Below are 24,795 nucleotides of genomic sequence, written 5' to 3'. Positions count from 1 at the left end.
TCAGATGCCGACCTTTGGTTTGGTGGATTGTAACAACTTCTATGCGTCTTGTGAGCGTGTGTTCCAGCCAGAGCTCATAGAGCGACCGCTGGTTGTGCTTTCAAATAATGATGGCTGCGTCGTGGCTCGCTCCCAAGAGGCGAAAGATCTCGGGATTCCTATGGGAGTGCCGCTGTTCAAAATCCGCAATTTGGTCAGAGATCATGGTGTCGAGGTGCGTTCGTCAAACTATGCGCTTTACGGGGATTTGTCAGAGCGCGTGATGAGCATTTTGGCGGACAGCGCGCCACGCAGCGAGGTCTACAGCATTGATGAATGTTTTTTGGATTTGCATCACCTCGCGGTCCCGAGCCTGACCGAGTGGTGTTTGGACTTGCGCCAGCAGGTGCGGGCTTGGACAGGTATCCCCGTCTCCATCGGTATTGGTCCCACGAAAACCTTGGCGAAGCTTGCGAACAAGTTGGCGAAATCCTCGCCCCGAACGGGTGGAGTTCTGGATTTGGTGCATCACCCGCAGTGGCGTGAGCCCGCGCTTCGGAAAGTTGCGGTTGGTGATGTCTGGGGCATTGGGCGCCGTTGGTCGCAGATGCTTGAGGCTCAGAACATTCACACGGCGCATGATCTCAGCCGCGCATCAGATGGTTGGGTTCGAAAACGCATGGGGATTGTCGGGTTGCGGACTGTCCATGAGTTGCGAGGGATTGCCTGCCATGATCTAGACACTCAGCCCGACCCAAAGCAAACGACCTGCTGCTCACGGAGTTTTGGGCGGGTGATCTCCGAGAAACAGGACCTGCGCTCTGCGGTCATCACGTTTGCTGAGCGAGCGGCCGGCAAAGTGCGCGCGGCAAATCAGGTTGCTGGTGCGCTACAGGTCTTTGTGTCGACGGATCGGTTCAACAAGGCGGCGCCACAATATGGCTCTGCAGCAACCGTGCGCTTTGCACTGCCGACAAGCGACGCGCTGCATATTGTGTGCGCTGCCTCGCGCGCGCTGGAGCGTGTCTGGAGAGGGGGATTTGCGTATCGCAAAGCTGGTGTGCTGCTTCTGGATCTGTCCTCTGCGCAGGACCAGCCCAGGACCTTGTTCGATCCACGCCCTGCACAAAAAGATCATCTCATGCAGGCCGTTGATGCGATTGATCGGCGTCATGGACGCGGCGCCATTGCACTGGGGCAGGCCCCCAAATCCCGTCCACCGGCTTGGGCAATGCGACAGGATATGTTGTCGGCACGGTTCACAACACGGTGGTCGGACTTGGTCACCGCACGCGCCAAACCTGATGGTCAGTCGATTGGGGAATAGTGGATTCCATCCTGGATTCCGATTGGCACAGGTGGATTCTTGACAGAAATAGTAAAATCCACCTTAGCGAGCGCTAGAGCGCGTTTAAGTAATTGTTATCACGTTATAAGTTCGAAGTCCGCATGACGGGTGGCCTCCAAGTGGATTCCCCGGTGAAAATCCAAGTCGCTAGAAAACTTGCGCGCTGAGCCCCCCCGTATACGCAAAGGGCTGCGGAGGAACCGTGGGAGGGGGGTCAGGCCCCCTCGCCGTTAGCCTCGAGATGATAAGGTGCGATCAGCGAGGCAGCAGGAATTTTCCAGCTGGTGTTGATCTTTTGGATCATTCGCAAGGTCAGCGGACGCTTGCGGTTGATAATCTCGGAGGCGCGCGGCTTGCCGCCAACAAGCTCTGCCAAATCGCTCTGCTTCTTCTTTTTGATGTCCATGAAGACTTTGAGCGTCTCGATCGGATCGAGCGCTTCGATGGGGTATTCACGGTTCTCATAGGCTTCGATGAGATCGGTCAGGATGTCGAAGCGATCGGCTTCTTCCGTTCCAGGCACCGGCGGTGTATCGAAATATTGCTCGATTTCCGCAAGCGCCCAATCCAGATCTTCATCGGTTCGAATGGCGCGGAGTTCCATTTGTTTCTTCCTGATTTACTTAGACTTTGGTTACGTCAATCTTGTCATATTCTGCGTGGGTCCCCACGAACTTGATCATCACACGGTAATACGGACCGTACACAACCCGGGCGACCAGACGAAACTTGTTGCCGCCAATGTCGAACACGATTCGGCTGTCACCGACGAAGTCTACCGATGCGCCGAACAAGTCCTTCACGTCCTGCGGGCGCTCCCACTGTGCCCGCTCGACCTCAGCGTACCAGAACTGCAGCGGGGCTTTAGCCGCCGCATGTTTGGCCCAGTACTCAACAAGGGTTCGTCTCGACAGTATCCGCATTTGACCTCAATGTGTTCCCCCATCGGGAACCCACCTCAATGTGTTACCAAAATGGGAACTTGTCAAGTATCATGTGCCAGCTCTTATGCCGGAGCCGCACCCTCGGTATTTTATGCGTCATCAAACTGCTCGCTCACCTCACGACGGGGAGATCCGAGATGCGCGTCGTGTAGCGAGGACTTCGGTGGTTTGCGCGCAGCTGCCACGTGCGCGCCGTGCCTTCACTAGCGAGCACCATCGTCTTTTTGCCAAAGCGGGCGTTCACGGCATCCAGCGCAGCCATAAGCGTGGGCGACTTTCGCGGCTCATCAAAGAGGGTTCTCGGCTGATCGTCCTGAGGCAGCAATTCATCCAACATGACCCCTGCTTTGGTAAAGGCGTAGTTTTGCGTGCAGTTTTTGGGCCAAGCCGCGATGGCACATTGTTTGGCTGCTGCAACCAGCTCAAAGGTATCAGAAGACATTGGCGTTAGGCGTGTCGAGCGTGAGCCAGCATACTGTGGTCGATCGGGCCGGTGCCGATTGGTGTGGAAGAAGACCGTAAGTGTTCCTGCCACCAACCCATGTTGCCGAAGCTTTTCGGCAGCGCGTGTCGCATGAGCGGTGATCGCCTGAAACAGTGTGTCGAAATCCGTCATCGGTGCTCCTGCTGAGCGGGTGACCGCCATGCCTTTACGCGGAGGCTCTACGTCATCAAAGGCGATGCACGGCTCACCTTGCAGCTCCAAAACTGTGCGTTCAAGAACGACAGTGCCCAGCGCGCGGGCTTGTCGGAGAGGCATGTCTCGTAACTGGGCTGCTGTGCTGATACCTATACCCTCAAGCTTTCGTGTTGTGCGCCGCCCAATGCCCCATATGTCGCCAACTGGCACCCGAGGTAGAAGCCAATCGGCTAATGCTGGATCAGTCATATCCAGAACCCCTTCAAAGATTGGGTTCTTTTTTGCGATGTCATTGGCGCATTTTGCGAGTGTTTTGGTCTGTGCAATTCCAACGCGTACGGGGATACCGATGCGACGTAGAACATCGCGGCGCATGTGCTTGGCGTGGGCTACTCGGTCTTGGAAGCCGCTGAAATCCAAAAAGCATTCGTCGATCGAATAGATTTCGACGTTCGGTGTGTAATCCTCGTAGACCTCGACCACGCGGCGGCTGATGTCGCCATAAAGCGTATAGTTGGATGAAAACACTTTGACGCCATGCGTTGCGATCTTGTCGCGGAGCAGGTGCAAAGGCTCGCCCATCTTGATGCCCAGCGCTTTGGCCTCATCACTACGGGCAACGGCGCAGCCATCGTTGTTTGACAGAACGATGACCGGCACGCCGTTCAGGCTCGGATCAAAAATCCGCTCGGCGCTCACATAGAAATTTGCGCTGTCGCTGATGGCTATGGCCCGCATTACGCCAGATCATAGCGCCGCACGACGCCCGCAATGACACCCCAGATTTCGCTGTCTTCTGTGAGCTCAATGTCGGGAAAGGCTTCTTGACTGTTGGCAGGTGACAGGAAGTATTTCCCATCCCTCTTTCGAAGTATCTTGGCGGTGACTGTACCGTCTACGACTGCCAGAACTGCCCGGCCGAGACGGCGTTTTCCGGCTCGATCAACAGCAATGATGTCGCCATCACGAATGCCAACATCCCATAGACAGTCGCCCTCAACACGCCACCAAAAAGTCGAGGTGGGATGCCGTACGACCCAGGCGATGGGATCAATCTCGTCCTCGAGGTCGTCCCCGGCCGGCGAGGGGAAGCCCGCGCTGACCAAGGGCAGATGGATGGGTACAGTTTGCCCAGATGCGACAATGGGCGCTTCTATCGGATAGACGGGCATGCACGATTCCCTCTTGTTCTGCCTTTGTTCTCATAAGTCGCGCATTTGGGTCTGTGACGTCAAGCGGTGATAGCGTCCGTAGATGGAGGTGTGTGTGGTTAGGCAGAATTAAGCGTGGTTGTTCGGATGAGCCTCTATGTCAGCGCAGGCCTTCAAGGTCATTGGCGTCCAGTCTGAGGCGTATGCCCAGAGTTCCGGTTCCGTCCTTCACGGGACGTTTGTGCAAGCCAATATCGAGACCAGTGATCTCTGGGTATGCAGCACATGCTTTTGCAATCCTGCTGACAAGCCATTCTTGCGTCTCGTAGTGGCCATCACCTGCCAAGTGATTAATTTCTTCAATCAACGGATCGTAATCAAAAACTTGGCTCATGTCGTCTTCTGACACGAACACTTTCTCCGGAGCGATCGACAAAGTCATATCTAGGACATGGGCTTCCGGAACCGTGTCGTTTTCGCCGTAAGTCCCGATGGCTGTTTGAAGCACCAAGTCTTTGAGTTCGATTGTGGCGGTGGCTGCCAATTGAATGCTCCTTGAGTTTTTAAGCCTGCTCCTGGCGCGAAACGGTCAGGCGAACAGTTGTTATTCTGATCATGCGTTAAGGTGATCGTAGGCGTGTTTGTTTCGGCTTCCAAGGCCGCTGTGCCGGCAGGGCTGCGGCTATTTGAACATCCCGCAGCATATTCCCCACTTGCAAGCCGTCCCGGATCCATTCCAGCGCCCGCCACCAGTCACCATACGCCCGCCTTGCCGCTTCAATCTGCTCCGGATGGAGCGAGTAAGTAACGGGACAGGCCCGAACCTCCACCGTCCGCCACTTCCCGCGGCTCAGCACGCGCTCGGTCCCAACCACCTCGGTCACCGCGCGATCGCCATACCGGTTGCGCTTCATGTCCACCGGCACACAGCGTGGCACTGCCCCTGGCATCCAGTCCGGCGTGAGCCCAGCGCGCGCGAGCTCGGCCACGCGTATTGCCATGCGCTTACCACCGAGATCATCAGGCATCCCGGCCACAGTGGCCGCGATCACCTCAGCATCCTCGTGGGTGTAATCGCCCATTTTGTACCGACCACCATCGATTTGGCAGCCCAGCGCCGCGCGCTGCATGAGCACGTATTCGAGGCCAAAGCCAAACCCCTGGCCGCGCTCTGGATCAGGCGGCTCGGGCAGCTCCAGCTGAGCGCATTCGGTGCGAAACGCCCATTCCAGCGCCTGCTGCACGGTCATCACGCGCTTTGGGCGTCCCTTGCGGGATTGGAGCCCCTCTTTGCGCGGTGAAGCGATTGGCTGTCCATGGAGTTTGCGATCAAACTTGCTCATAGCACACCCCGCATCCGCAGCTGGTCATGGGTCACCAGTCCGCGCTCCAGCATTGCTTGGCACATGGAAGTGCTGATCATGCTGGGTGGTAAGTATCCGTCGCCCTTTACCCGGTCTGCATAGAAGGCCGCGAGCTCATCGATGCTGGGGGCAGGCCCTGGAGTCCCCTTTCTCCGCCTCGCTTTGCCGTCCTGGCCCTTTGAGATATCCGAAACCGCTTTGGTCTGCGCCTTGCGCTGGGCGGCCCGCTGCATGATCCGATCCAGCGCCTTGGGCCCGTCGGGAGGCTCGGGATGCTCCTGCCGAGACGCCTCAGCCGCCTCGAGGATTTCAACCTCGATCAGCCCGAGATCATCAATCCATCGCCACACATGTTCTCGAGGCGGCCTGCCTTGCCACCAGCCGGGCAGGGGCCCGTCTGGATCGAAGCCCAGCGCCGTGAGCAGCTTTCCAAAAAAAACATCAAATGCAGTTTCGCGCGCTCGCGCGTCCTCCTCCTCCTTTACTGGTTTACTTAAAGGTTCCCTTACAGGGTTAGTGTCCCATTTTGAGACACGGGAATCGCCATTTTTGAGACACGGGTTTTGCCCAAAATGAGACACGGGCCCGTGTCCTGTTTTGGGACATGGCGTGGCAGGGACTGACAGTGTTTTACCCTCGTCGCCATAGGACGTTTCAGCGTCTTGCCCGTGTCCCAAATCAAGACACGGGGTTTTTGCGGTGTTTTGCGATTTGGAGGACGCGTCCTCAGGGCGGCGGGGCGGGGCTGTGTCACCTGCACCCGTAGCGGTGTTCCCATCAGGGGGTGCGCTTGACGGTCGGGCACCATTTCCATCGTCGAACTCGAACCCCAACAAATACCGTGTGGGCCGCTGCTGGCCGGTTTTAGTGTCGACGATGCGCACGCGCTTGATCAACCGGCGGGCCTCCAGCTCATCGAGATGGCGGTTCAATGTGGCGCGCCCGATTTCACAATCATGTGCGAGCCGCTCTTGCGTCGGAAAACACCCGAAGTCCGGGTTGAACCGGTCACACAGATGCCAAAGCACGATTTTGGTCGTGGGCTTCAGCCCGCGCTGCTGGATGGCCCAGTTTGTGGCGGCATGGCTCATGGGGCGATCCTCCCGGTTGGAGGGGCGACGCGCGTCGTAAAGCCATAATCGGCGAGGGCGCCCAGCGCATCATCAAGTGAACGCACCAGCGCCCAGCCAAAGCCCTGCGCCGTCACGGCGTCCCGAAACGCCTCCTGCGCTGGGCTGAGCCGCCCCTTGAGGGATTTCAGCTCGAGGAAGAGCGCCTTGCCCTCGCAGAGAATGATCAGATCGGCAAATCCGGGATGGACACCCATGCCAACGAGGATGGCTTGCCGCTTGGCCCCACGCGGGCCGGCTTCGGTGACCTCATTGGCGCAGTGATGGATGATGGCGCCCTTGGGGAGCGCAAAGCGCAGCGCGGTCACGACAGCGCGCTGCAGATCTGCTTCAGGTGTGCCGCGGCGTTTCATGAGCGGCCCTCCCGGTCTGGGGAGGGTGCAGGCAACCGACCAGGCGTCTTGGCATCTAGGATGACCAGCAGAATGCGCGCGTCTTCGCGCTCCTCGAAGGTCTCACCATGTTGCACCAGCACATTGCAGGCCAGCCGCACCAGATAATCAGAATGGTGCGCCACATCAGCGATCACCATGCGCGCCTCGCGCCGGCGTTCTTCGATCCAGTCCTGGCGGACGCGGTCCCGGGCGCTGGGCTTGCGGAAGGGCATGGGAATGCTCATCTGCGTGCCCCCCGGCACCCGCGAGTGACGCGTGTATTTTCCTGTTCAAGTAGCCAGGCCTCAACCGCGTCACGACGATAAAAGACCCGTCTCCCAATGCGCGTGCAGGGCGGGCCAATTTGGCGGGCTTCCCAGCGGCAGAGCGTGTCGCAGGTGAAGCCAAGCTCCACGGCCAGCTGCTGGCGTGTGTACATTTCCGACAACAAGGGCGCAGGGCGCGTCGGCGGTGAAATGTGCTGATCAGACATGGGTGTCTCCGTTTCAAAGCTGGCATGCGTCGCCAGCAGAGGCAGAGAAACATCCCGAACCGACCGGCCCCTAGGCAGTGACCGGCGGTCATACGGCGGCCTGAGTTCCGGCCAACAAAATCAGCGTTTTGGCGTGTTTCGCGCGCTTGGACCGGAAACCGGCGGTCATCACGACACCGATCCCGGATTTGAATTCCGGCCCGTTGTAGGAATCATGCGCACAACGCAGCACCAGGCCGGGAACAGCCAGTCTACGGCAGGGAAGGAAAGTCGCCGCGACGGTGCTCGGCAACAACCTTTGCAAGCCCGGCAGGCTCCAGAACGGTGACGCCATCGCCCCATTTGTAGAGATGCCAGGCCATTTCCAACCAGCCACTCGCGCTGAAGCGAACGATCATCCCACCGTCGTCAGTTTCCTCGACGCGCTGGTCCGGGTGGAACTCGAACTCGCGCGCAACTTTCGCAGCCTCCGGGCTGAAGCGCCACGCGACAGGTCCGAATTCCTCTTCGCTGTAATAGGACCCAAACGCCTTTGCCGCATGAGCCTGCAGATCAACCTCCGGGTCCTTTTGAAAAGGCTGATCGGTGACGGCGATGGCAGCAATGCGATCGAGGCGAAAGCTGCGCAGCCGGTCATCCTTGTTAGTGTCGCGGGCAATGAGATACTCGCGGATCCCAAACAATAATCCATAGGACTCAAGGCTGCGATCCGTGGCGACCGCATCCTCCTTGCCCTGATAGCTGACCGACAGTCGCATGCTGGTTTCCAGGGCTTCTTCGATCGCAGATAAAATGTCAGGGTTCAGGCGCGCACGAGGGCCAGGGCGGTAGGCATGGCCGCGCGCCTCCAGCACGGCCTTGGCATTGCGCTTGATGGCCCGCGCCTCTATCGGCGACATGCTGGCGAGCATGCGATCGCGGATGGATTCAAGATGGTGGACTTCGAGGGGCGACCCATGCTGGCGCGCGCGCAGGATGGCGGTTTCGAGAGAGGCCAGCTCTTTCTCGCGGATGCCTTGATACCGTATCAGTGGCTCATCGTGCAGTTTCCACCACCTGGTTCGATCCGGATCCTTGCGTTTTTCAACCGCAGGGAAAGCCTCCTCGAATAGGTGAATGAGGCGTTGTGCAGTCCGTGTGCGGAGCTTCAGCAGCCGCTGGATGTCATCCATGTTGATGCCGTTCTCCCTCGCGAGAGCCGCTTCAGCCAGGCGCAAAACATCGAGAACCTTTCTCATGTGCCAAATATTTTCCTCTCAACGTCAGAACTTGACGTTGAGCCTAGTGCATTCCCGGTCGGCAGGCCAATAATCGCGGACCCGAAGCCTCAGCGATTCTCTGAAGGAGAGTTGCAGGTCGTCACGTGCTGCGCGTGAGGTATCGGGTTCAGCTCCGGCGCTGAGGGTTTCCACCGGATGGTCATCCTGTCCATCGGTGATTGATCTCAGCACGAACGCGACGGGCAGGGCGCCCGCGCGATCGACAGAAGGAGCACCATATGTCTCTGCCACCCCGACCAATTTTTTCTCTCAACGAAGTCGCCGCGCGTTGGGGATGCTGCCCAACCGATGTTGCGGGCTGGGCGCTCACAGGCCAGTTGCAGATGATGACGGCGGTTGGCCCGCTTGTCTGCGGTACCGAGCCCGTGGCTGGTCTTGTGCAAATCAACGCCGCCGACATCATGGCGATGTTCCGACGCTATGCGCGCAGCGAAAAGTCCTGCACTGTGCGGCATATCCTGCCCGACGGAAGCACCATCTGGCGGTACGTTACGCATCCAACGCAGGGGCTGCGATTGCGCCGGGCGGACCTGCTGTTGAAGGCAGATGATGTGCTGGCTTTTGAAGAGGAATGCGATCTTCTCCGGCGAAAAGGTGGCCGCAAGGGCGGGGCCGGGGGCAGCGAGCCGCGCTACGACTGGGATGGCATGTTCGTGGAGATGGTGCGCATCATCAACGAGCAGGGGATCCCGCAAAAGCAGGCAGATTTCGTGTCCCTGATCATCGACTGGTTCCACAGCGAGTCCGAAACCGGTGATATTCCCGATGAGAGCACCATTCGGAAACGGGTCGCAGCGGTCTGGCGCCGTCTCACAGCGCTGGCGTGAGCCCGTCAGCTTGCAGCACGATCGGTCCTCGTATCGTGCACAAGGACGGGGCGCGGCCGAAAGGCCTGGGCCACAGCATCGACGCCAGCGCGCAAGGGCGAGTCCATGAAATGGGCGTAGCGCTGTGTGGTCGACATCTGCGAGTGGCCCAGCAGACGCCCGACCATCTCGAGCGAGGCGCCACCGCTGACCAAAAGCGACGCGAATGTGTGGCGCAGGTCGTGGATGCGCACATCGGGGATCTCCGCCTCGCGCTGCATGTTGCGCCAAAACCGGCGGATTTCCTTAACAGGCTGGCCCGGCGTGTCGCCGGGAAAGAGCCACGGCGAGCCCTTGGGCACGACCAATTTGCGCTGGCGCACGATCGTGGCCACGTCGGCGGAAATCGGGATGCGGTGGACCTTGCGTTGCTTGGTCGTGTCAGCGGGCTTGGCCCAGCTGCCATAGTCGAGGTTGAAATGTTCAAACCGCGCCGTGCGGACTTCCCCGACACGCGCGCCGGTCAGCATGCACATGCGGATGATCCCCGCCGCGCGCTGATCTTCTGCGTGGTCCAGTGCGGTGGCCAGCCTTGCCAACTCTTCATGGCTCAGGAAGCGTTCGCGGCTGTTCTCAATCCGCATGCGGAACCCAGCCGCAGGGTTGTCTTCGCGCCATTCCCAGCTGATGGCCAGATTGAACATCTTGCGCAGAAGTTGCCCGACCCGGTTGGCCCGGATCGGTGTAGGTTTCCAGCCTTGCAGCTTGCGGGCGCGGTTGTTGGGCTTGAGCTTTGAAGGGCGCGGCCGCCCCTCGGCGACCTTGTTCAGAAAGCGCTCGACGTCCTGCTTGGTGATCTCTGTCACCAGCCGGTTGCCCCATTCAGGTTCGACCATCTTCCGTAGCATTGAAATCTGGTCTGAGGCATTGCGCGGCGCGAGCCGGGGCAGGTGTTCCTCAATATAGCGATCGATCATGTCGCTGACCTTCGGGGCCTCTCGTTCGGTCTCGCGAACAGAGAGCGGGTCGATTCCCTCGTCGATTTGCCGCCTGATTTCCTTGGCACGTTCGCGGGCAGCTGTCGTGGTCCATTCGGGCCAGGCGCCGAGCTTGTAGCGCCGCTGCCGGCCGTTGATGCGGTAATCCAGCGTGAAAGCCTTATTGCCGGATTTGTAGACCCGGATGGAAAATCCGCGGATCTCGCTGTCGAAAACCTGGTAGTCACGACCCTCAGTGGATTCCAGGTTGCGTACTTCTTTTTCATTCAGTTTCAATCGGTTGCGCATGGGTTCCAGCCTCCTTCTAACCCTGACATGAGGCGTAGATTCGCGCCCGAATCAAGTTAGAGCACGTCAGTGCTGCCGGAATTTAGGAAGAACCCGGAACTCATAGGCACGGGATGAATTCCGGAATCCAGGTTGGCACTTGCGGGTGGTGCATTGGTGACCGCTGCCTGACGAAAGGTTCCTTCGCCTTACACAATACTGTTGCGAGAGGCAGCCATGCCGGACCTTTCCGCCGTTCGCGCCATCTATCAGCTGTCGCTGTTGAAGCACCACCGACGTGAAGGGCGGGAAGCGGTCGTTCGCTGCGTGCCGCACTAAGGCCCGCTATGCGGGACGTTTCCGGCATTCGTCGGATGCAACGCAATGGCCGCTACCGTCACGTTGCGATCGCGAATAAGGTTGAATCGGTGACAGACGGATGTCGACTTGGAACTCGGGACAAAGCCCGGCGGGCATCCAAATACTGACTGTGGGACTGTTTTGTCCAAGCTCGTTTTTCGGCGGACCACCATCCCACACGGTTAGCTGGTCCAAACATCCGTCTTAGAAGTTTTTCACTGCAGCGTAGGCCTTCTTGATCTCGGCCGTGTCGCCCGTCTCGAGCACCGTGCGCGCCGGCGTGATCCCCTCGGCGATCATGCGTCGCGAAAGCATGTGCTCGCCCGCGCTGTTGAGCGTTTCGCAGGCCACCAGCTGGCCTCCTGCCAAGTGATAGACCGACTTCACCTGCCCATCGTCGGATCGGGTCGCCAGGGTTTCGCCCCCTTCCCGGGCAAGACCGGCGATCTGGAGTTTCACGGCGCCGATGTCCGACCAGAACCACGGCAGGGCGGCATAGGGTTGTGGCGTGCCGGTCAGGGTCTGGGCCAGCGAACGGGCTTGGTCGGTCGCGTTCTGTACCGATTCCAGACGGGTGTGGCATCCGAGGTGAACCTGTGGAAACGACACGCAATCGCCGATCGCGAAGATATCGGGCGCGCTGGTTGCAAGGAACTCATCCACAACGATCCCGTTTTCTACGACAAGACCGGCATCGCGGGCGAGTTCGTCCATTGGCTCTGCCCCGACGCCAACCAACACAAGATCTGCCGCCAGCACCTCGTCGGACAGGCGAACGTCCGTGACCCGTCCGTTCTGCCCGTCGATTGCCTCGATCGCGGTGTCGAGGTGCAGGCTGACCCCTTCGCCTTCCAGATAGGAGGCTATGGTCTGCGCCGTGATCGAACTGACCGCGCGGCCAAGCAGGCGCGGGGCAAGTTCAACGACACTGACAGAAAGGCCCCGCGCGGCCAGCATGGCGGCGGCCTCCAGCCCGATGAAGCCGCCGCCGATGACGACCACGCGGCGCGCGCCGGGCAGATCGGCGCGCAGCGCGCGGGCATCCTCGGCCGTGCGCAGGCTGTGGACGCCGTCGAGCTCCGCGCCGGGGACGGTGAGCTTGCGCGCCCGCGTCCCGGTCGCCAGCACCAGCTTGTCATAGTCGAGGGCGCTTCCGTCGGAACAGATCAGTCGTTTCCGTTCCCGCTCAACGCGCACCACCTCCCGCCCGAGATCGAGCGCGATGTCGTTTTGGTCAAAGAATGCTTCGCCACGCAGTGGTTGCAGCGGCGCGTCCGGCGTTTTCATGAACGACTTGGACAGGGGCGGTTTGTGATAGGGCAGGTCCGGGTCAGCAGAGATAAGACGGACACGCCCCTCATACCCCGTCTCGCGCAGGCTTGCGGCAAGTTGCACGCCGCCATGACCTGCGCCGATAATAACCGTTCCTGGCATGATCAACGCCCCATGACCTTGAAGACCGTGCCTTCGATTTCGGTTGTCACCTCGATCTGACAGATCAGGCGGCTGGTCTCTCGCATCTCTTCGGCAGTGAATTCCAGCGTGTCGGCCTCGTCGCTTTCCATTTCGGGCAAGCCCCCCGGCGCCTCGCAGACAAGGCAGTGGCAGGTTGCGCACATGCACGACCCGCCGCATTCGGCGGCAATGCCCTCGATCCCGGCGGCTGTTGCGGCCTGCATCACGCTTTGGCCTCCATCCGCCTCGATTTCGCGGCGGTTTCCGGACGGTTCGATGAATGTAAGTTTGGTCATGGGGTCCTCAGATGAATTGCCGGCCGCCGTCGACGACCAATGTCTGCCCGGTCACAAAACCGGCTAGATCGGAGGCGAGGTAGAGCGCGCCGCCGACCATGTCTTCGGCCTGGGCAGCCCGCTTGAGCGCGCCCCGGTTGACGCCATAGCTCTCGGCGCCTTCGATCAACTCGAGGCTGGCCTCGGTCAGAGTGAAGCCCGGCGCCAGCACGTTGGCGCGGATCGGCACGTCGCCCAGCTCGCGCGCCATCGAGCGGGTCATCGCGATCACCGCACCCTTGGAGGCGACGTAGTGCATCCACTGCGGCGAGCCGGAAAACACCGTCGCCGAGGCAACGTTGACGATGGCGCCGCCACCTGCCTCGCGCATCAGCGGGGTCAGGGCACGGCTCATTTGCCACACACCCTTGACGTTGACTTCCATGACCTTGTCCCAGGTCGCTTCGTCGATCTCTTCGAAATCGCGCCGTTCGAGCCCGGCGTAGATCGCGGCGTTGTTGACCAGGATGTCGACGCCGCCAAGCATTGTGCGGGCCAAGTCGGCAAGCGCGCGGCAACTGTCGCCACGGGTGACATCCACCTCGGCGCCATGTGCCTCGGCCCCGGTTTCGGCGATCTGCGCGGCGGTTGCACGCGCACCATCGACATTGATATCGGCCACGATGACACGTGCACCAGCCCCGGCGAACCCTTCGGCAAAGGCTCTGCCCAGACCGCCCGCCGCGCCGGTCACGACCACGCGTTTGTCCGTCAATCCCAGATCACTCATCAGCCGCCTCTCCCATGTATCGATTGATTTGTGCCTCGGCCTTGATCGCCACGCACATTCCCTCAGCAAAGGCCCGTCCGGCGGCAGTCAGCATGTAGGGGTTGGACACCTGCTCCAGCGTTTCGACATGCTCGACCGGCGAGGTATCGTACCAGCCGCAAATCGTCTTCACGCCGTGCGGTGTCGCCCGCCAGCCCTTGTCGGCGTCTTTCATCACCGCATCGTTCACCGAGCGCGCCTGTTTGGTGGTGTCATGGCCGTCGATGATCGCCAGCACGGCCTCGACATCGACCCCCTCGGGGCGGTGGCGTTCCAGGATCTCGCGGGCGATCTCGACGCCGTGGATCTCGTGCTCGCGCACGAGGTCCTTGCGGGTCGGGTTTCGCCCAATGGCGAGCAACAGAAGCTCGGGATCGATCCGTTTCCAACCGACATCGTGCAGGAGGATCGCCGGCAGCACCACGCTCTCATCCGCTTGCGGCATTTCCGCCAGCAGCGCACGGGCCAGTCCATAGGCAACGATCGTGTGCTCGTCGTTGTTGCGCACGTCGAGATAGGGTTTGGCGTCCTGCCACAGGGGCAAATCGCGCGGCAGAATGACGCCCTCGTCGATCATTCCGGCACCTCGTAGCTGAGATACATGGTCTTGTATTCGAGGTAACTTTCGACCCCGTAGCGGCCCTTTTCGCGGCCCAGCCCGCTTTCCTTCATGCCGCCGAAGGGCACGTAATGGGACGAGCGGTGAATGTCGTTGAGCCAAACCGACCCGGCTTCCAGCCCTTCGCAGAGCGTCAGCCCCTTGGCCAGATCTCCGGCAAAGACAAAGCCGGCCAGCCCGTAGCGGCTGGCATTCGCGTGGGCCAAGGCGTCGAAGGCACTGTCGACCGGGCAGACACCGAGCACCGGGCCAAAAGTCTCTTCGGTCAGGATCAGCATCTCGTGGGTCGCATCGGCGATGATCGTGGGCGGGAAGTAGAAGCCGCCGTCGAACCCGTCGCCGGTCTTTCGGTCGCCCCCCAGCAGGACACGCGCACCTTTCTGGCGGGCATCGGCGACCTGAACCTCGCTGTTGGAATAGATCTTCTCGTTCACGAGGGGTCCGAGATCCCCATCGCCCCCGGCGGGCGCGAGGCTGAGCTTGCCTGCCTTTTCGGCCAGCCGCGACAGGAACGCCTCGTAGACCGGGCGTTCGACATAGACCCGGTTGACCCGGTAACAGAACTGCCCGGAATTGGCGAAACCGTGGCGGGCGATGGCGGTGGTGGCTTTCTCAAGATCGGCATCGGCACAGACAATGGCGGCACTTTGCCCGCCCAGTTCCAGTGTCACGCGCTTCATCGTGCCGGTCGCGGCGGCGGCGATGGCCTTGCCCGCCGCGGTCCCACCGGTGAAGGCGATCTTGCGCGGTACCGGGTGCTCGATCATGGCCGCGCCGATACCACGGCCCCGGCCGGTGACCACGTTGAACACGCCTGCCGGCAGCCCAGCCTTGTGAAAGATCTCGGCCAGCATCAGGGTCGAAAGCGGCGTATCCTCGGCCGGTTTCGCCACCATCGTGCAGCCCGCGATGACGGCGGCCCCGAGTTTGAACATCAAGAGCGTGATCGGGTAGTTGAACGGCGTGATCGCCACCACAACGCCCAGCGGCTCGCGGGTGACAATGGTTTTCTCGCCCGGGCCAGAGGCCAGCGACATCGTGGCCGACAGGCGCAGGCCCTCCTGGGCATAGACGTCCAGCAGGTCTGCGGATCGGGTGATCTCGGCGATGCAGGCGGCAAGCGGGCGACCAAGCTCGCGGTTCAGAACGGCGCCCACGGTCTCGGCCTTGTCGCGCATGGCCTGCGCACAGGCCTTCTGGACGCGCACGCGCTCGCTCATCGGCACCTTTTTCCAGGTCTCGAAAGCGCGCGCGGCGGCTTTGATGGCGATGTCGGCATCCTCGGCACCCCCGGCGGGCACCGTGTCGAAAACTTCGCCGGTTGCGGGGGCCGTCACATCCTGGCGCGCCCCCGAGGCGGCGGGGCGCCATGCGCCGTCGATAAACATGTCCATTGGGAAAGTCCTCAGATCACGTGAAGCATCAGGGCACGCCGGGTTTCGGCCAGCGTCTCGTTTGCCATGCGCCGCCCGGCTTCGGTTTCGAGGGTGTCTTTTTGCTTTTCCAGCCGGTCGGCATAACCATGCGGCGTGGTCTTGAACCAATCGCTGGCCACGGCAATGCCGGTAACCTCAAAGCGCCAGAGCTTGTCAGCATCGCGCACGATCCGGTCGTTGAGATGGCGCGGGTCGGGGCGGGTGTCGTGCCCGTCTATGATCTCGCAGACCTGCGCGATGACACCCTCGTCCCAGCCGGTCTCAGTCAGGACCTCCCTGGCCAGCCGCACGCCTTCGCTCTCGTGCAGGTAGCGCACGTCGGATTGCAGCATGTTGGGTCCGGAGAACCCCTTTTCGATGATGTCTTCCATGTCGATGGTGTACCAGCCGATATCGTGCAGCAGGATCGCCAGCGAACAGACGTCGCGGTCGGCCTCGGGGTGTTCGTCCAATAGTCGCTGAGCCCAGGCGAAAGACAGCGGGATATGCACGTCGTTCTTTCGGGCCCGCATGTAGGGTTCGGCCGCGCGCCAGACCGGGTTGTAACGTGCGATTTCGGCGGATTTGTCCAGCATCACTGTCTCCAAGGACGGGTAGGTCGGGGCGCGCTTTGCCTCACGCGCAGGCGCGCCCCGTGGGAGTCCGGTCAGTCGAGGATCGTGACCTGACCGGTGTTGCCATCAACCCGGATCCTCTGTCCGGTTTCGATCCGCGAACTGCCGTTGCCGGTGCCGGTCACGGCCGGAAGGCCGTATTCGCGGCAGACGATGGCGGCGTGGCTCATCATCCCGCCGATATCGGTTACGGTGGCCTGGATCTTGCCAAACACCGGCGCCCAGCTTGGCGCGGTCACCGGGGCGACAAGGATCTCGCCCTGCTGGATCTCACCCAGTTGCTCGGGGCTGCGGATCACCCGGGCGAGGCCTTCGACCGCGCCGGGGCTGGCGGCCATGCCGGTCAGGTCGCTGCTATTGTCGTCACCGCCGGTCCAGTTCTTGATCGAGTCCGAGGTGATGCCCCAGAGCATGATCGTGAAGGGTTCGGTGATCACCTCGGGCGGGTTGTTGAGCGCCGGCTGCGGGGCCTCGGTCGACAGGGCATCGATGATGCCGCGGCGGCGCTCGATTTCCTGCGGCCAGTAGCTCGGCCCGATCCAGTCGCCGCCGGTTGCCCAGGCATTGCCGTAGTCAAACAGCACGTCGCGCACCTCGTTGCGGGTGAGGTAGAACATGCCGTCCTCGGTCGGCCAGAAACCCTCTTCGGACAACAGCTTGGAAAGCTCGCGCATCTTGCGCCAGAACACGCCCATCGACCAATGCTCGATGTAGAAATTGTGGTCCTCGACGTACGGATAGACCACCCGCGCCAGCCCAAGCTTGCCCTGGAACACCTCCTGGGCTTCGGGCTCCATCATCTCCTGGTATTCGGAGGTGATGCGGTCGCGTTCGGCATGCAGTTCGGCGGTCGGCCGTTCGATGGTTCCGCCTGCTTCGGCGCGCGCGATGTAGTCGCGCAGATAGCCCATCGGGATATCAAGGTTTTCGATCCAGTACTTGTCGGTCGAATAGAACCCGTTGCCGGTGGTGTAGTTGAACCACGGATCCTTGGCCTCTTCCCAGGCGGCGAGCCATTTCTCGCCATTCGGACGGGTGCCAACCTGTGCCAGCGCCTCGTCGACCGAGCCGGACCGCAACGCGTCTGCCAAACCCAGCTCAATGGCCAGCCGGGCCAGTTTCTTCAGCTCGTCATCGGGGCGGAACAGGTCGCTGTCATGGCCCTGTACCATCTTGGCGATGGCCTGGTCGGGGATCGACGGGAACTGTTCCTTCATGAAACCGAACAGGTCGAGATAGGCGGCATAGCCGAGGTTCAGGAACTCGAAGTGATACTGCCAGGTCCGGTAGAGAAGCTGGATGGCGCGGTCATAGGTCTCGGTCAGCTTGGTGGTGTTATCCAGCCCGACGCCGCCCTTCACATCCTCGACCGACACGGTCTCGGGGAGCTTTTCGAACTCCAACGCTTCCATCTCGTCGATATTGGCGCGAACCTTCTTGTGCCAGTTTTCCAGCAGCGTCGGCCAGTTCTGGAAATAATGCCCCGCGCGGTCCATGAACTGGGGCACGCGGCCCTCGATCAGCTCCGGCGCAACGGCGATCGGCGACATGTAGCAATAGCCGTTGTGGATGCGGTAGTCGACGCCATTGGCGGGCGGTACCAGGTAGTGGCGGGTGTTGTACTGGCCAAGGCATTTAACCGCGAATTCCACGGTGACCGCGTCGAAAGGTTTGAACGGGTTCGGCCAGTGCTGGCTGTCACAGAACCAGAATTTCGCGTCTTCCTGTTCCCTCAGGTTCGGCTGGAACGTGAGGTAATAGGGGTAGAGCTCTTCCCAACCTTCGGCGCCCGCGGGGGCCTTCAGGTCATATGCACTTGGAAACATCGGTGATTGCGCGTCCATTGGAAAATTCCTCCCTGATTTCCGATGATTTTCTTAGTTTTTTGCGCCGATCGGATTATTCAGCGCACCCACGATCCCGGCCATGCCGGTGGCATAGGCGGATTTGGGTTTTTCCTTGGGTTTCTGCGACCAGACCGTCTCGGGCCGGCTTTGCAGCGCCAGAAGGTTCTCGCCCTCGGGCAGATCGGCGTCGAGCGCCCATTCCACGTCTTGCGGGCAGCCGTTCTGCTTCTCAAGCCGTTTGGCAAGCTCGGCCACGGCAAGGATTTCCTTGTCGCTCAGACACTGCGCTTTGCGCCGGTCTTCGGCGACGACGCGCTCGACAGTGGTTTCGGCCTTGGCGTCGGGGATCAGCTCGAGATGCTTGTCCGAGATCTTGCGATCTACGACCTCCATCAGGACTTTCTCGACCGAATAGTTGTCGGGGGTGACGATCCCGGAGACAACGAGTTCACCCAGACCGTAAGAAGCGTCGATCACGATCCTGGTTTTGTCGCCGGTCAGCGGGTCCAGCGTCATCGCCACGCCGGCGGCACGGGCGTTGACCATTTTCTGCACCGCGACGCTCATCAATACGTCGATCTGCCCAAGGTCGTGATCGTGCCGGTATTTCATCGCCCGGGCGGTAAACAGCGAGGCCCAGCAATCGCGCACATGTTCGATCACGTCATGGGCGCCGACCACCCACAGATAGGTGTCCTGCTGTCCGGCAAATGACGCATCGGGCAGGTCTTCGGCCGTTGCGGAAGAGCGCACCGCGACCGGCATGTCGGCCCCCATTCCCTCGTACCCGGCGCGAATGGCCTCTTCGACCGCAGCGGGAAGGTGGTGCGAGCGGAAGCGAACCTGGATCGCCTGCGCCGAGCGGTCGAGCGAATCCACGTCGTCGAAATCGGTGCGCGCGAGCTGCTTCTCGATCTCGCCGCACAGACCGGTTTCCTCCAGCATCGTCTTGTAGGCATCCGTGGTCACGGCGAAGCCAGGCGGCACCGCAACACCGGCTTGGGTCATCTCGCCCAGGCTGGCGCATTTGCCGCCGACACGGGCGTGATCCGCCGATCCAATGCTGTCGAAAGGCAGCGTGTAATCTGACATCTTCAGCCTCCGAGCCCCAGATCCACTTCCACCTTGAGCGGCACGCGGAACGAGATGTTTTTCAGGTAGTCGATGTTTTGCCCGTCCGTCAGTGTCATGTTCGGGAACCGCTTGGTCAGTTCGCGCAGCATGATGCCAAACTCCATCTTGGCCAGTTGAAAGCCGATGCAGAAATGGATGCCGTAACCGAAGGTCAGGTGATTGCGGGCGTTGGCGCGGTGGATGTCGAATTCCTCGCCGCCGGGGAAAACGCTTTCGTCGCGGTTGCCCGAACCCATCGCCATCAGGATCTTGGCCCCTGCGGGCACGTCGACACCGCCGATCTGGGTATCGGCCTTGGCAAGGCGCCGCCAGCATACGATCGAGGGCGAATAGCGCAGGATTTCCTCGGTCGCGGCGGGGATCAGCGAAGGATCTTCACGGATCGCGTCCCATGCATCGCGGTTGTGCATCAGCGTGATCACCGCGTTGGACATCAGGGTGGTGGTGGTTTCGTGCCCGGCAAACAACGTCGAATACATCAGGCCCGCGATTTCTTCGTCGGTGATGTCGGCACCTTCCGCCTGCGCCTTCAGAAGATCGCTGGGGAAATCATCGCCGGGGTTTTCCCGGCGGGCGTCGACCAGCGCACGGCAATAGGCCCAGTAGTCGACCATACCCTGTGCATGGACCACCTGTTCCTCGTCGCTCAGATCGCCCCAGGTCACCAGGGCGCGGCTGACAGCCCAATCCTTGACCTTGGGCACGTCCTCGTCCGGGATGCCCATCATCGTGAACAGCACCAGCGCCGGCACCGGGTAGGCAACCTGGCGGAAGAAATCGAACTGGCCCAGTTCGGCGGCCTCGTTCAGCGTCCGGTCGATGATCGCCTCGATCTTCGGTTCGATCGACTTGAACCGGCGCGGACCGAAGGCGGTCTGGGCGACCTTGCGAATACGGGTGTGATCCGGGGGCATCCGCGCCGAAAGGCCGGAGGTGAAACCGCCCTTTGCGATGATCCGTTTCGCCTCGTCGCAAAGGGGCTTCGTCGGCTCCTGGGCGATTTCCGCAGAAAAGGTCTGGTAGTCGTCAAACACCGCCTTGATGTCATCATAGGCCGTGACGACCCAGTATCCCGAGGCCGGGTCATGATAGACCGGCGCTTCCTCGCGCAGGGCCTTCCATGCGGCATGGGGCGCGCTGAGATCGAAGATGTCGATTTTTCCCGCCTCGCGGGACAGTTCGGCAACGCTCATCTCTTGTCCTCCCGAAAATGTGCGTTCGTTGCGAATCACAGTACGACCGCAACTTTGGTTTTTCTTTGGGATTGCGCAAGCTATTGATTTTTTGCGCTTTTGAGGAGCTTGGCCTGGAGTTCATCGAGCTCGGGTGTTGCGAATTCGGCGCCGATCGCCTCGATGGCGGCGCGCATCTGGCGGTATTGCCGGGTGATGGCCTCGGGGCGATTCTGGGCACAGAAGATCTGCATGGCCTCGGCGTGGGCGATCTCGCAGGTCGGATCCATGTTCAACGCCTTCTGGCAACATTCCAGCGCCTCGCGCAAATGGCCCTGGCGGCGCAGGATCTCGGCCTTGTCGCGCTGCACTTTCAGGGCCATGTCCTTGAACCACATCCGGCGCGGCATCACCCAATCCTCAATGTCGTTCTCGACGAAGTCGGGCAGCAGATCTTCGAATAACTCGCCGGTATAGAGCCGGTCCGCCGCGTCGAGCAGCGTGATCGCCTCGTCGGCCCGTCCGGTATTCGCCAGCACCTTGGCGCGGTGGCAGAGCTGTTCGAAGCTGCTGACGTCGATCCAGGTTCCGGTTGGTGGAAGCAGGCTGTAGTACTCGCCGGTGCGCAGCACGAACTCGCGCCCACCCAGGGTCTTGCGCAGCATGGCGACCGCGTGGTGCAGGCGAGAACGCTTGACGGTCTCGTCCGGTTCGTCGCCCCACAGAAGCTCCGCCAACTGGTCGGCGCGCGCGCCGCGTTCGCCACGTTGCAGCAGGTAGGCGAACAGGGCCTTGGATTTCTTCGGCGCACTGCCGGGGATACCCCAGCGGACCTGGCTCCCGTCGGACTGATAGATCCTCAACCGGCCGAAACAGCGGATCTTCCAAACATCGTCGCCGCCGGCACGTGGCCTGATCCGCCGCGGTGTCGTAATCCAGTTCGGGTCGGCTCCGGTTGCAGCGCCCTCGCCCAGTTCCGTTCCGGCGACGAGCCCGGCATAATCCGGCACCAGCCGTCCCAGAAGAAATGCCACCTGTTTGGTCAGCGTCGCACCCTCAAGGTATTCAGGCGGCAGCCAGTAGGGATTGGGGTAGATCCCGGACGGGGCTAGGAAATGGCTATGGCCGCGAAGCGCCGCGATTAACTGGTCTTCGATCAACAGGCTGCGGGCATAAACCGACACCACCGACAAGCCAAGATCGGCAACGAGCCGGTCGCATTGTCCGCCCCAACGTTCGAAATTGGCCGAGGCCGAGACCGTTTGCAGGCCCCAGCGCATATCGACGACGATCCGAGCCCCCATTGCCAGGGGCGCTGCGGCCTTCGAGATGCGTTCTCGCACGACGTCAAAGCGGATCGGAATTTCGTCCAGCCCCGCGGCGGTGTAGTCCAGTCGTTCCTGGTTTTGGAGATCTGGAAGGAAGCTGTCGTCATCCGAAAGGACCAAAACCGGCGAATCCTTTTGGGACAAGGCGACGAGGGCTTCCACCAGGAAGCCGACATCCGTTTCTTGGTAGATCAGAGAGGCGTTCACAGCGATGTCGGTCGTCTGTGCGGGGTCTGATCCAGTGCTGTCTCTGGATGCGCTGCGCGTCATGAACTCTCGACGATTGTTGGCATGAGGATCGGTCCCCTCAAATTTTTGGTGTCACCAGGAAGTTGATAGGTTTCACTTCGAATACGCAACGGGTTTCGCACTTGCCGAATGCGCCGCGCAGGTCCCGACCTTGCAGGGCAGACTCTGCGAATCCAATGTCGGGTTTGGTTGCTTCACGGGCATTCAGGCAAATTGCAGCACTGGCTATTTTGGGCTCAAAGCCGCCGTTAGCTGCTTATTGGCTTAACTTCCGCTAAGGGCCGTTTGCTTGATAGGTGCAGAGGACAGTGAGTGGCCATTTATTGCGGAATGCGCGAACGACAGTTCGCTTTCAACTGTTGGCTATGTGAGCAACAAGCGACAACTCAGGAAGGCAGGCGTTAAGGAAACTAGGGGCGCCTCCTTCCTCAAGCTTTTTTCGTGTGCCTCTCAAAAAAGCGCCGCCGCGTTCTGACCAAATACGAATTGCCATTCGCGCCCCTTGGAATCTCTCATGGTTCCAGCGCCTGACAATCCACTAGCAGTTCGCGTAGCTGAGCCAAGTGCAGTTGTACCGTCTTCACAAAGCAACGAGATTGGAATGGTCAGAGAGTAGTCCAAGGAATTGTAGTTCCCGGTACATGCTCCATAGGGGCCAGAAACAGATATTTCACCGTCACCATTCATCCGGGCTGTCGCTGTACCCTTCATAATCGTGCCAGTTTGGCCAATTGCAGCTACAGGAACGGTTATGTCGGCACACGCTGCCAAAGAGACTGCAGAAAGGGTGATTGCCAGTATTGGTCTAAATTTCATCACGAAGCCCTTTGTACATTCTAAAGCAGATATTGAGCCAGACAACAGTCAAGCAAGGTGGAAGAAGTTTGAGTTTAGTTGCTTGTAGCTTAGCCACCAGCCGTGGTGTTTTCAAAGGCCTATTTGTGCGCCGCTGCGATTAAGTGCAAAGGCTAGTTATTCGCAAACGATCTGTACGGTAAAGGCCTGAGCTTGCCTTGCCAGAGTTACCCCATCAAGGGGTAAGTCTGTTTCCCCATTGACCGGATCGACACCATTTTGCGAGAGGAATAGCTTGGCGATCTCACCTCTGACAGCAAAATTCACATTCTGAGGAACATCCCCCAAAACCTCTGAAACCAATTTGGCGTCAAGCTTCGAAACAACAACACCAACTACCTCACCATCGTCTCCCAGCAATGGACCGCCGGAGTTGCCAGATTGAATTGGTGCGGAAATCTGTAGTGTCGTTTCGTCCCCACCTAGGCCCTGCAATGCAGAAATGGCCCCGCGTGTAACGTTTAGCCCACCAAGTAACCCTGAATAGGGAAAACCTACAGCCGTCACATCCGAATTGAGTTGAGGGGGAGAGGGCGAAAATCGGGCGAATGTCCTACCTATTGGTAGCTCCGTTCTCAGTAGTGCCAAATCAAACGTCTTGGACTGTCCAACAAGCGTCGCGCTTTCCCCATCCACGGTGAAGCGACTACAAGTTTCTACGACATGGGCATTCGTCAGCACGTGACCTTGATCCGAAACAAAAAAGCCTGAGCCTTGAGAGCCCTGGCCACCCCTCTTAGCTTTCGGAGGTGTTGTAGCTGCCCGCTGGTCTCCTGGTTTCTCTTCTTCGCGCTCCATAGCGGCCAACAGTTCATTTGTCTGTTTTAGAATGTTTTCTAGGTAGCCGCCTTGAGTGAAGATAATTGGTGGAGCGTATCCTTTTTGTATGCTCGAAGACACCGCGCCAAGGACGTTGGCGTCATAGCGATTTGCGGACAGCATAATGGTCGACCATGCCCCGTTTATATAGTCGGATCTGGTGTAGAGGGCGGAACCATCTGGTTTGATGATGCTCGTGACAGCCAACCCTTTTTTCCGCACCACGTAAGGATCCTTTGTTCGACTAGCCTCCGACAGAGTGAATTCATGGAAGCGCACGGCAGTTTCGGTACGGTGAACACCTGTCGATATTGAAAGGGAGCTTTTTGTATGGCGTATGTTCGCGAAATACTCACTTGGCGGATCAATGACTACGGCTTCCTTTGGGATCAGGAACGATAATCCCAGTTTCGGAATGTACTCTATCCGCCACCCGCTCTCACTCCATTTACTAAAGAAGCCATAGGCCAGCATCGCCATATGCCAATCTTCAGAGGCTGTGCTGTACTCACGCCGCGAATATTGCTCCATCGCTCTTTGGCTTAGTCGCCCCCATGCCCCGTCTAACAGACCTATGTAGTCTCCTTCGAAAGCAAGCGCTGTTTGCAAGAATCGTTTATCGGCTTGCGTCAGAGCATTGCTATCGAAATCCCTAAGCAGCCTTTCGAACTGCTGTGAATAGGCTGGGAAGGAAAGCCCCACCACGAAAAAAATGATCTGCAAGAAACCAAGAAGTCTCATTTCCCCACCACGCATTCTGCCGCGAAGATGGTATCGGCATTCAGTAATTTCGCAACCCACAGCGTACGTCTAAATCGGTTCCACCACAGATGACAGAATTTGGCAGCCCCTCTGGGAAACGCAGATCCTGTTGCCGTCAGAAGGGCAATACCGCGTGGGCGACGCCGCCGTCCTTGCAGGATTTCTACGCTTCATCTGACGGATCTTTCTTGGTAGCTGCGCTGCGGCAAGCTGGACGGATTGAATGACTGCTCTGGGCCGATCACGATGCTGCTCTGGCTAAGTTTA

General features: G+C 60.0%; 25 protein-coding genes. 2 read left to right on the top strand and 23 right to left on the bottom strand.

What is annotated here, in order from left to right; genetic code table 11:
- Positions 1–4: 4 nt before the first annotated feature.
- The gene (locus MED193_RS11990) at positions 5–1,306 is read left to right on the top strand and encodes a Y-family DNA polymerase (RefSeq protein ID WP_009809997.1); all 1,302 of its coding nucleotides are present in this window, start codon (positions 5–7) and stop codon (positions 1,304–1,306) included.
- A gap of 235 nt (positions 1,307–1,541) precedes the next feature.
- Here MED193_RS11990 and MED193_RS11985 read toward each other — a convergent pair whose 3' ends face one another.
- From MED193_RS11985 to MED193_RS11935, 10 genes are all read right to left on the bottom strand, one after another.
- Positions 1,542–1,931 carry a type II toxin-antitoxin system HigA family antitoxin gene (locus tag MED193_RS11985; RefSeq protein WP_009809996.1) on the bottom strand — a complete coding sequence of 130 codons (390 nt, stop codon included), beginning with the start codon at positions 1,929–1,931 and terminating at the stop codon, positions 1,542–1,544.
- 19 nt (positions 1,932–1,950) lie between these two features.
- Positions 1,951–2,250 (bottom strand): type II toxin-antitoxin system HigB family toxin, encoded by a 300-nt coding sequence (locus tag MED193_RS11980; RefSeq protein WP_009809995.1) that lies wholly within the window; start codon positions 2,248–2,250, stop codon positions 1,951–1,953.
- 133 nt (positions 2,251–2,383) lie between these two features.
- A complete protein-coding gene (locus tag MED193_RS11975) occupies positions 2,384–3,649 on the bottom strand; it encodes a Y-family DNA polymerase (RefSeq protein WP_009809994.1) in 1,266 nt (421 codons plus the stop codon).
- A complete protein-coding gene (locus MED193_RS11970) occupies positions 3,649–4,083 on the bottom strand; it encodes a LexA family transcriptional regulator (RefSeq protein WP_009809993.1) in 435 nt (144 codons plus the stop codon). Before MED193_RS11970 ends, MED193_RS11975 begins: the two co-directional genes overlap by 1 nt.
- A 139-nt stretch (positions 4,084–4,222) precedes the next feature.
- Positions 4,223–4,606 (bottom strand): dihydroneopterin aldolase, encoded by a 384-nt coding sequence (locus MED193_RS11965; protein ID WP_009809992.1) that lies wholly within the window; start codon positions 4,604–4,606, stop codon positions 4,223–4,225.
- Between the two features lie 76 nt (positions 4,607–4,682).
- Complete coding sequence (locus tag MED193_RS11960) at positions 4,683–5,312, bottom strand: hypothetical protein (RefSeq protein WP_050757636.1); 630 nt, start codon at positions 5,310–5,312, stop codon at positions 4,683–4,685.
- An 89-nt stretch (positions 5,313–5,401) separates the two neighbouring features.
- The gene (locus MED193_RS11955) at positions 5,402–6,517 is read right to left on the bottom strand and encodes a helix-turn-helix domain-containing protein (RefSeq protein WP_009809990.1); all 1,116 of its coding nucleotides are present in this window, start codon (positions 6,515–6,517) and stop codon (positions 5,402–5,404) included.
- Positions 6,514–6,909 carry a VRR-NUC domain-containing protein gene (locus MED193_RS11950; protein WP_009809989.1) on the bottom strand — a complete coding sequence of 132 codons (396 nt, stop codon included), beginning with the start codon at positions 6,907–6,909 and terminating at the stop codon, positions 6,514–6,516. The genes MED193_RS11955 and MED193_RS11950 overlap by 4 nt, the downstream gene beginning before the upstream one ends.
- A complete protein-coding gene (locus MED193_RS11945) occupies positions 6,906–7,175 on the bottom strand; it encodes a hypothetical protein (RefSeq protein ID WP_009809988.1) in 270 nt (89 codons plus the stop codon). The genes MED193_RS11950 and MED193_RS11945 overlap by 4 nt, the downstream gene beginning before the upstream one ends.
- A gap of 499 nt (positions 7,176–7,674) precedes the next feature.
- Positions 7,675–8,661, bottom strand: a complete 987-nt coding sequence (locus tag MED193_RS11935; RefSeq protein ID WP_009809986.1) for a YafY family protein — start codon at positions 8,659–8,661, stop codon at positions 7,675–7,677.
- Positions 8,662–8,921: 260 nt separating this feature from the next.
- Between MED193_RS11935 and MED193_RS11930 the strand changes: the two genes are divergently transcribed.
- On the top strand, positions 8,922–9,530 hold the full coding sequence (locus MED193_RS11930) for a hypothetical protein (protein WP_009809985.1): 609 nt from the start codon (positions 8,922–8,924) through the stop codon (positions 9,528–9,530).
- Between the two features lie 5 nt (positions 9,531–9,535).
- On the opposite strand, the gene MED193_RS11925 is transcribed toward MED193_RS11930, so the two are convergent.
- From MED193_RS11925 to MED193_RS11870, 13 genes are all read right to left on the bottom strand, one after another.
- Positions 9,536–10,795, bottom strand: a complete 1,260-nt coding sequence (locus MED193_RS11925) for a site-specific integrase (RefSeq protein ID WP_009809984.1) — start codon at positions 10,793–10,795, stop codon at positions 9,536–9,538.
- Between the two features lie 543 nt (positions 10,796–11,338).
- Positions 11,339–12,568: an NAD(P)/FAD-dependent oxidoreductase gene (locus tag MED193_RS11920; protein WP_009809983.1), complete on the bottom strand. Its 1,230-nt coding sequence runs from the start codon at positions 12,566–12,568 to the stop codon at positions 11,339–11,341.
- A 2-nt stretch (positions 12,569–12,570) separates the two neighbouring features.
- The gene (locus tag MED193_RS11915; protein WP_009809982.1) at positions 12,571–12,885 is read right to left on the bottom strand and encodes a 2Fe-2S iron-sulfur cluster-binding protein; all 315 of its coding nucleotides are present in this window, start codon (positions 12,883–12,885) and stop codon (positions 12,571–12,573) included.
- A gap of 7 nt (positions 12,886–12,892) precedes the next feature.
- Positions 12,893–13,654 carry an SDR family NAD(P)-dependent oxidoreductase gene (locus MED193_RS11910; RefSeq protein ID WP_009809981.1) on the bottom strand — a complete coding sequence of 254 codons (762 nt, stop codon included), beginning with the start codon at positions 13,652–13,654 and terminating at the stop codon, positions 12,893–12,895.
- The gene (locus MED193_RS11905; RefSeq protein WP_009809980.1) at positions 13,647–14,270 is read right to left on the bottom strand and encodes an HD domain-containing protein; all 624 of its coding nucleotides are present in this window, start codon (positions 14,268–14,270) and stop codon (positions 13,647–13,649) included. Before MED193_RS11905 ends, MED193_RS11910 begins: the two co-directional genes overlap by 8 nt.
- Complete coding sequence (locus MED193_RS11900; protein ID WP_009809979.1) at positions 14,267–15,706, bottom strand: aldehyde dehydrogenase; 1,440 nt, start codon at positions 15,704–15,706, stop codon at positions 14,267–14,269. Before MED193_RS11900 ends, MED193_RS11905 begins: the two co-directional genes overlap by 4 nt.
- Positions 15,707–15,717: 11 nt before the next feature.
- Complete coding sequence (locus tag MED193_RS11895) at positions 15,718–16,323, bottom strand: HD domain-containing protein (RefSeq protein WP_009809978.1); 606 nt, start codon at positions 16,321–16,323, stop codon at positions 15,718–15,720.
- A 71-nt stretch (positions 16,324–16,394) separates the two neighbouring features.
- Positions 16,395–18,206 carry a PEP-utilizing enzyme gene (locus MED193_RS11890; protein WP_009809977.1) on the bottom strand — a complete coding sequence of 604 codons (1,812 nt, stop codon included), beginning with the start codon at positions 18,204–18,206 and terminating at the stop codon, positions 16,395–16,397.
- 33 nt (positions 18,207–18,239) lie between these two features.
- On the bottom strand, positions 18,240–19,301 hold the full coding sequence (locus tag MED193_RS11885; RefSeq protein WP_009809976.1) for a PEP/pyruvate-binding domain-containing protein: 1,062 nt from the start codon (positions 19,299–19,301) through the stop codon (positions 18,240–18,242).
- A gap of 2 nt (positions 19,302–19,303) precedes the next feature.
- Positions 19,304–20,536, bottom strand: a complete 1,233-nt coding sequence (locus MED193_RS11880) for a cytochrome P450 (protein ID WP_009809975.1) — start codon at positions 20,534–20,536, stop codon at positions 19,304–19,306.
- Between the two features lie 80 nt (positions 20,537–20,616).
- On the bottom strand, positions 20,617–22,113 hold the full coding sequence (locus tag MED193_RS11875; RefSeq protein WP_009809974.1) for a BTAD domain-containing putative transcriptional regulator: 1,497 nt from the start codon (positions 22,111–22,113) through the stop codon (positions 20,617–20,619).
- 429 nt (positions 22,114–22,542) lie between these two features.
- Positions 22,543–22,908 carry a hypothetical protein gene (locus tag MED193_RS22960; protein ID WP_157041348.1) on the bottom strand — a complete coding sequence of 122 codons (366 nt, stop codon included), beginning with the start codon at positions 22,906–22,908 and terminating at the stop codon, positions 22,543–22,545.
- Positions 22,909–23,064: 156 nt separating this feature from the next.
- The gene (locus tag MED193_RS11870) at positions 23,065–24,507 is read right to left on the bottom strand and encodes a S1C family serine protease (protein WP_009809973.1); all 1,443 of its coding nucleotides are present in this window, start codon (positions 24,505–24,507) and stop codon (positions 23,065–23,067) included.
- Between the last annotated feature and the right edge of the window lie 288 nt (positions 24,508–24,795).

It is taken from the genome of Roseobacter sp. MED193 (assembly GCF_000152965.1).
Lineage (GTDB): Bacteria > Pseudomonadota > Alphaproteobacteria > Rhodobacterales > Rhodobacteraceae > Pseudophaeobacter.
The sequence above is the reverse complement of the archived record's forward strand: the minus strand, read 5'-3'. Positions and strand labels throughout refer to the sequence as shown.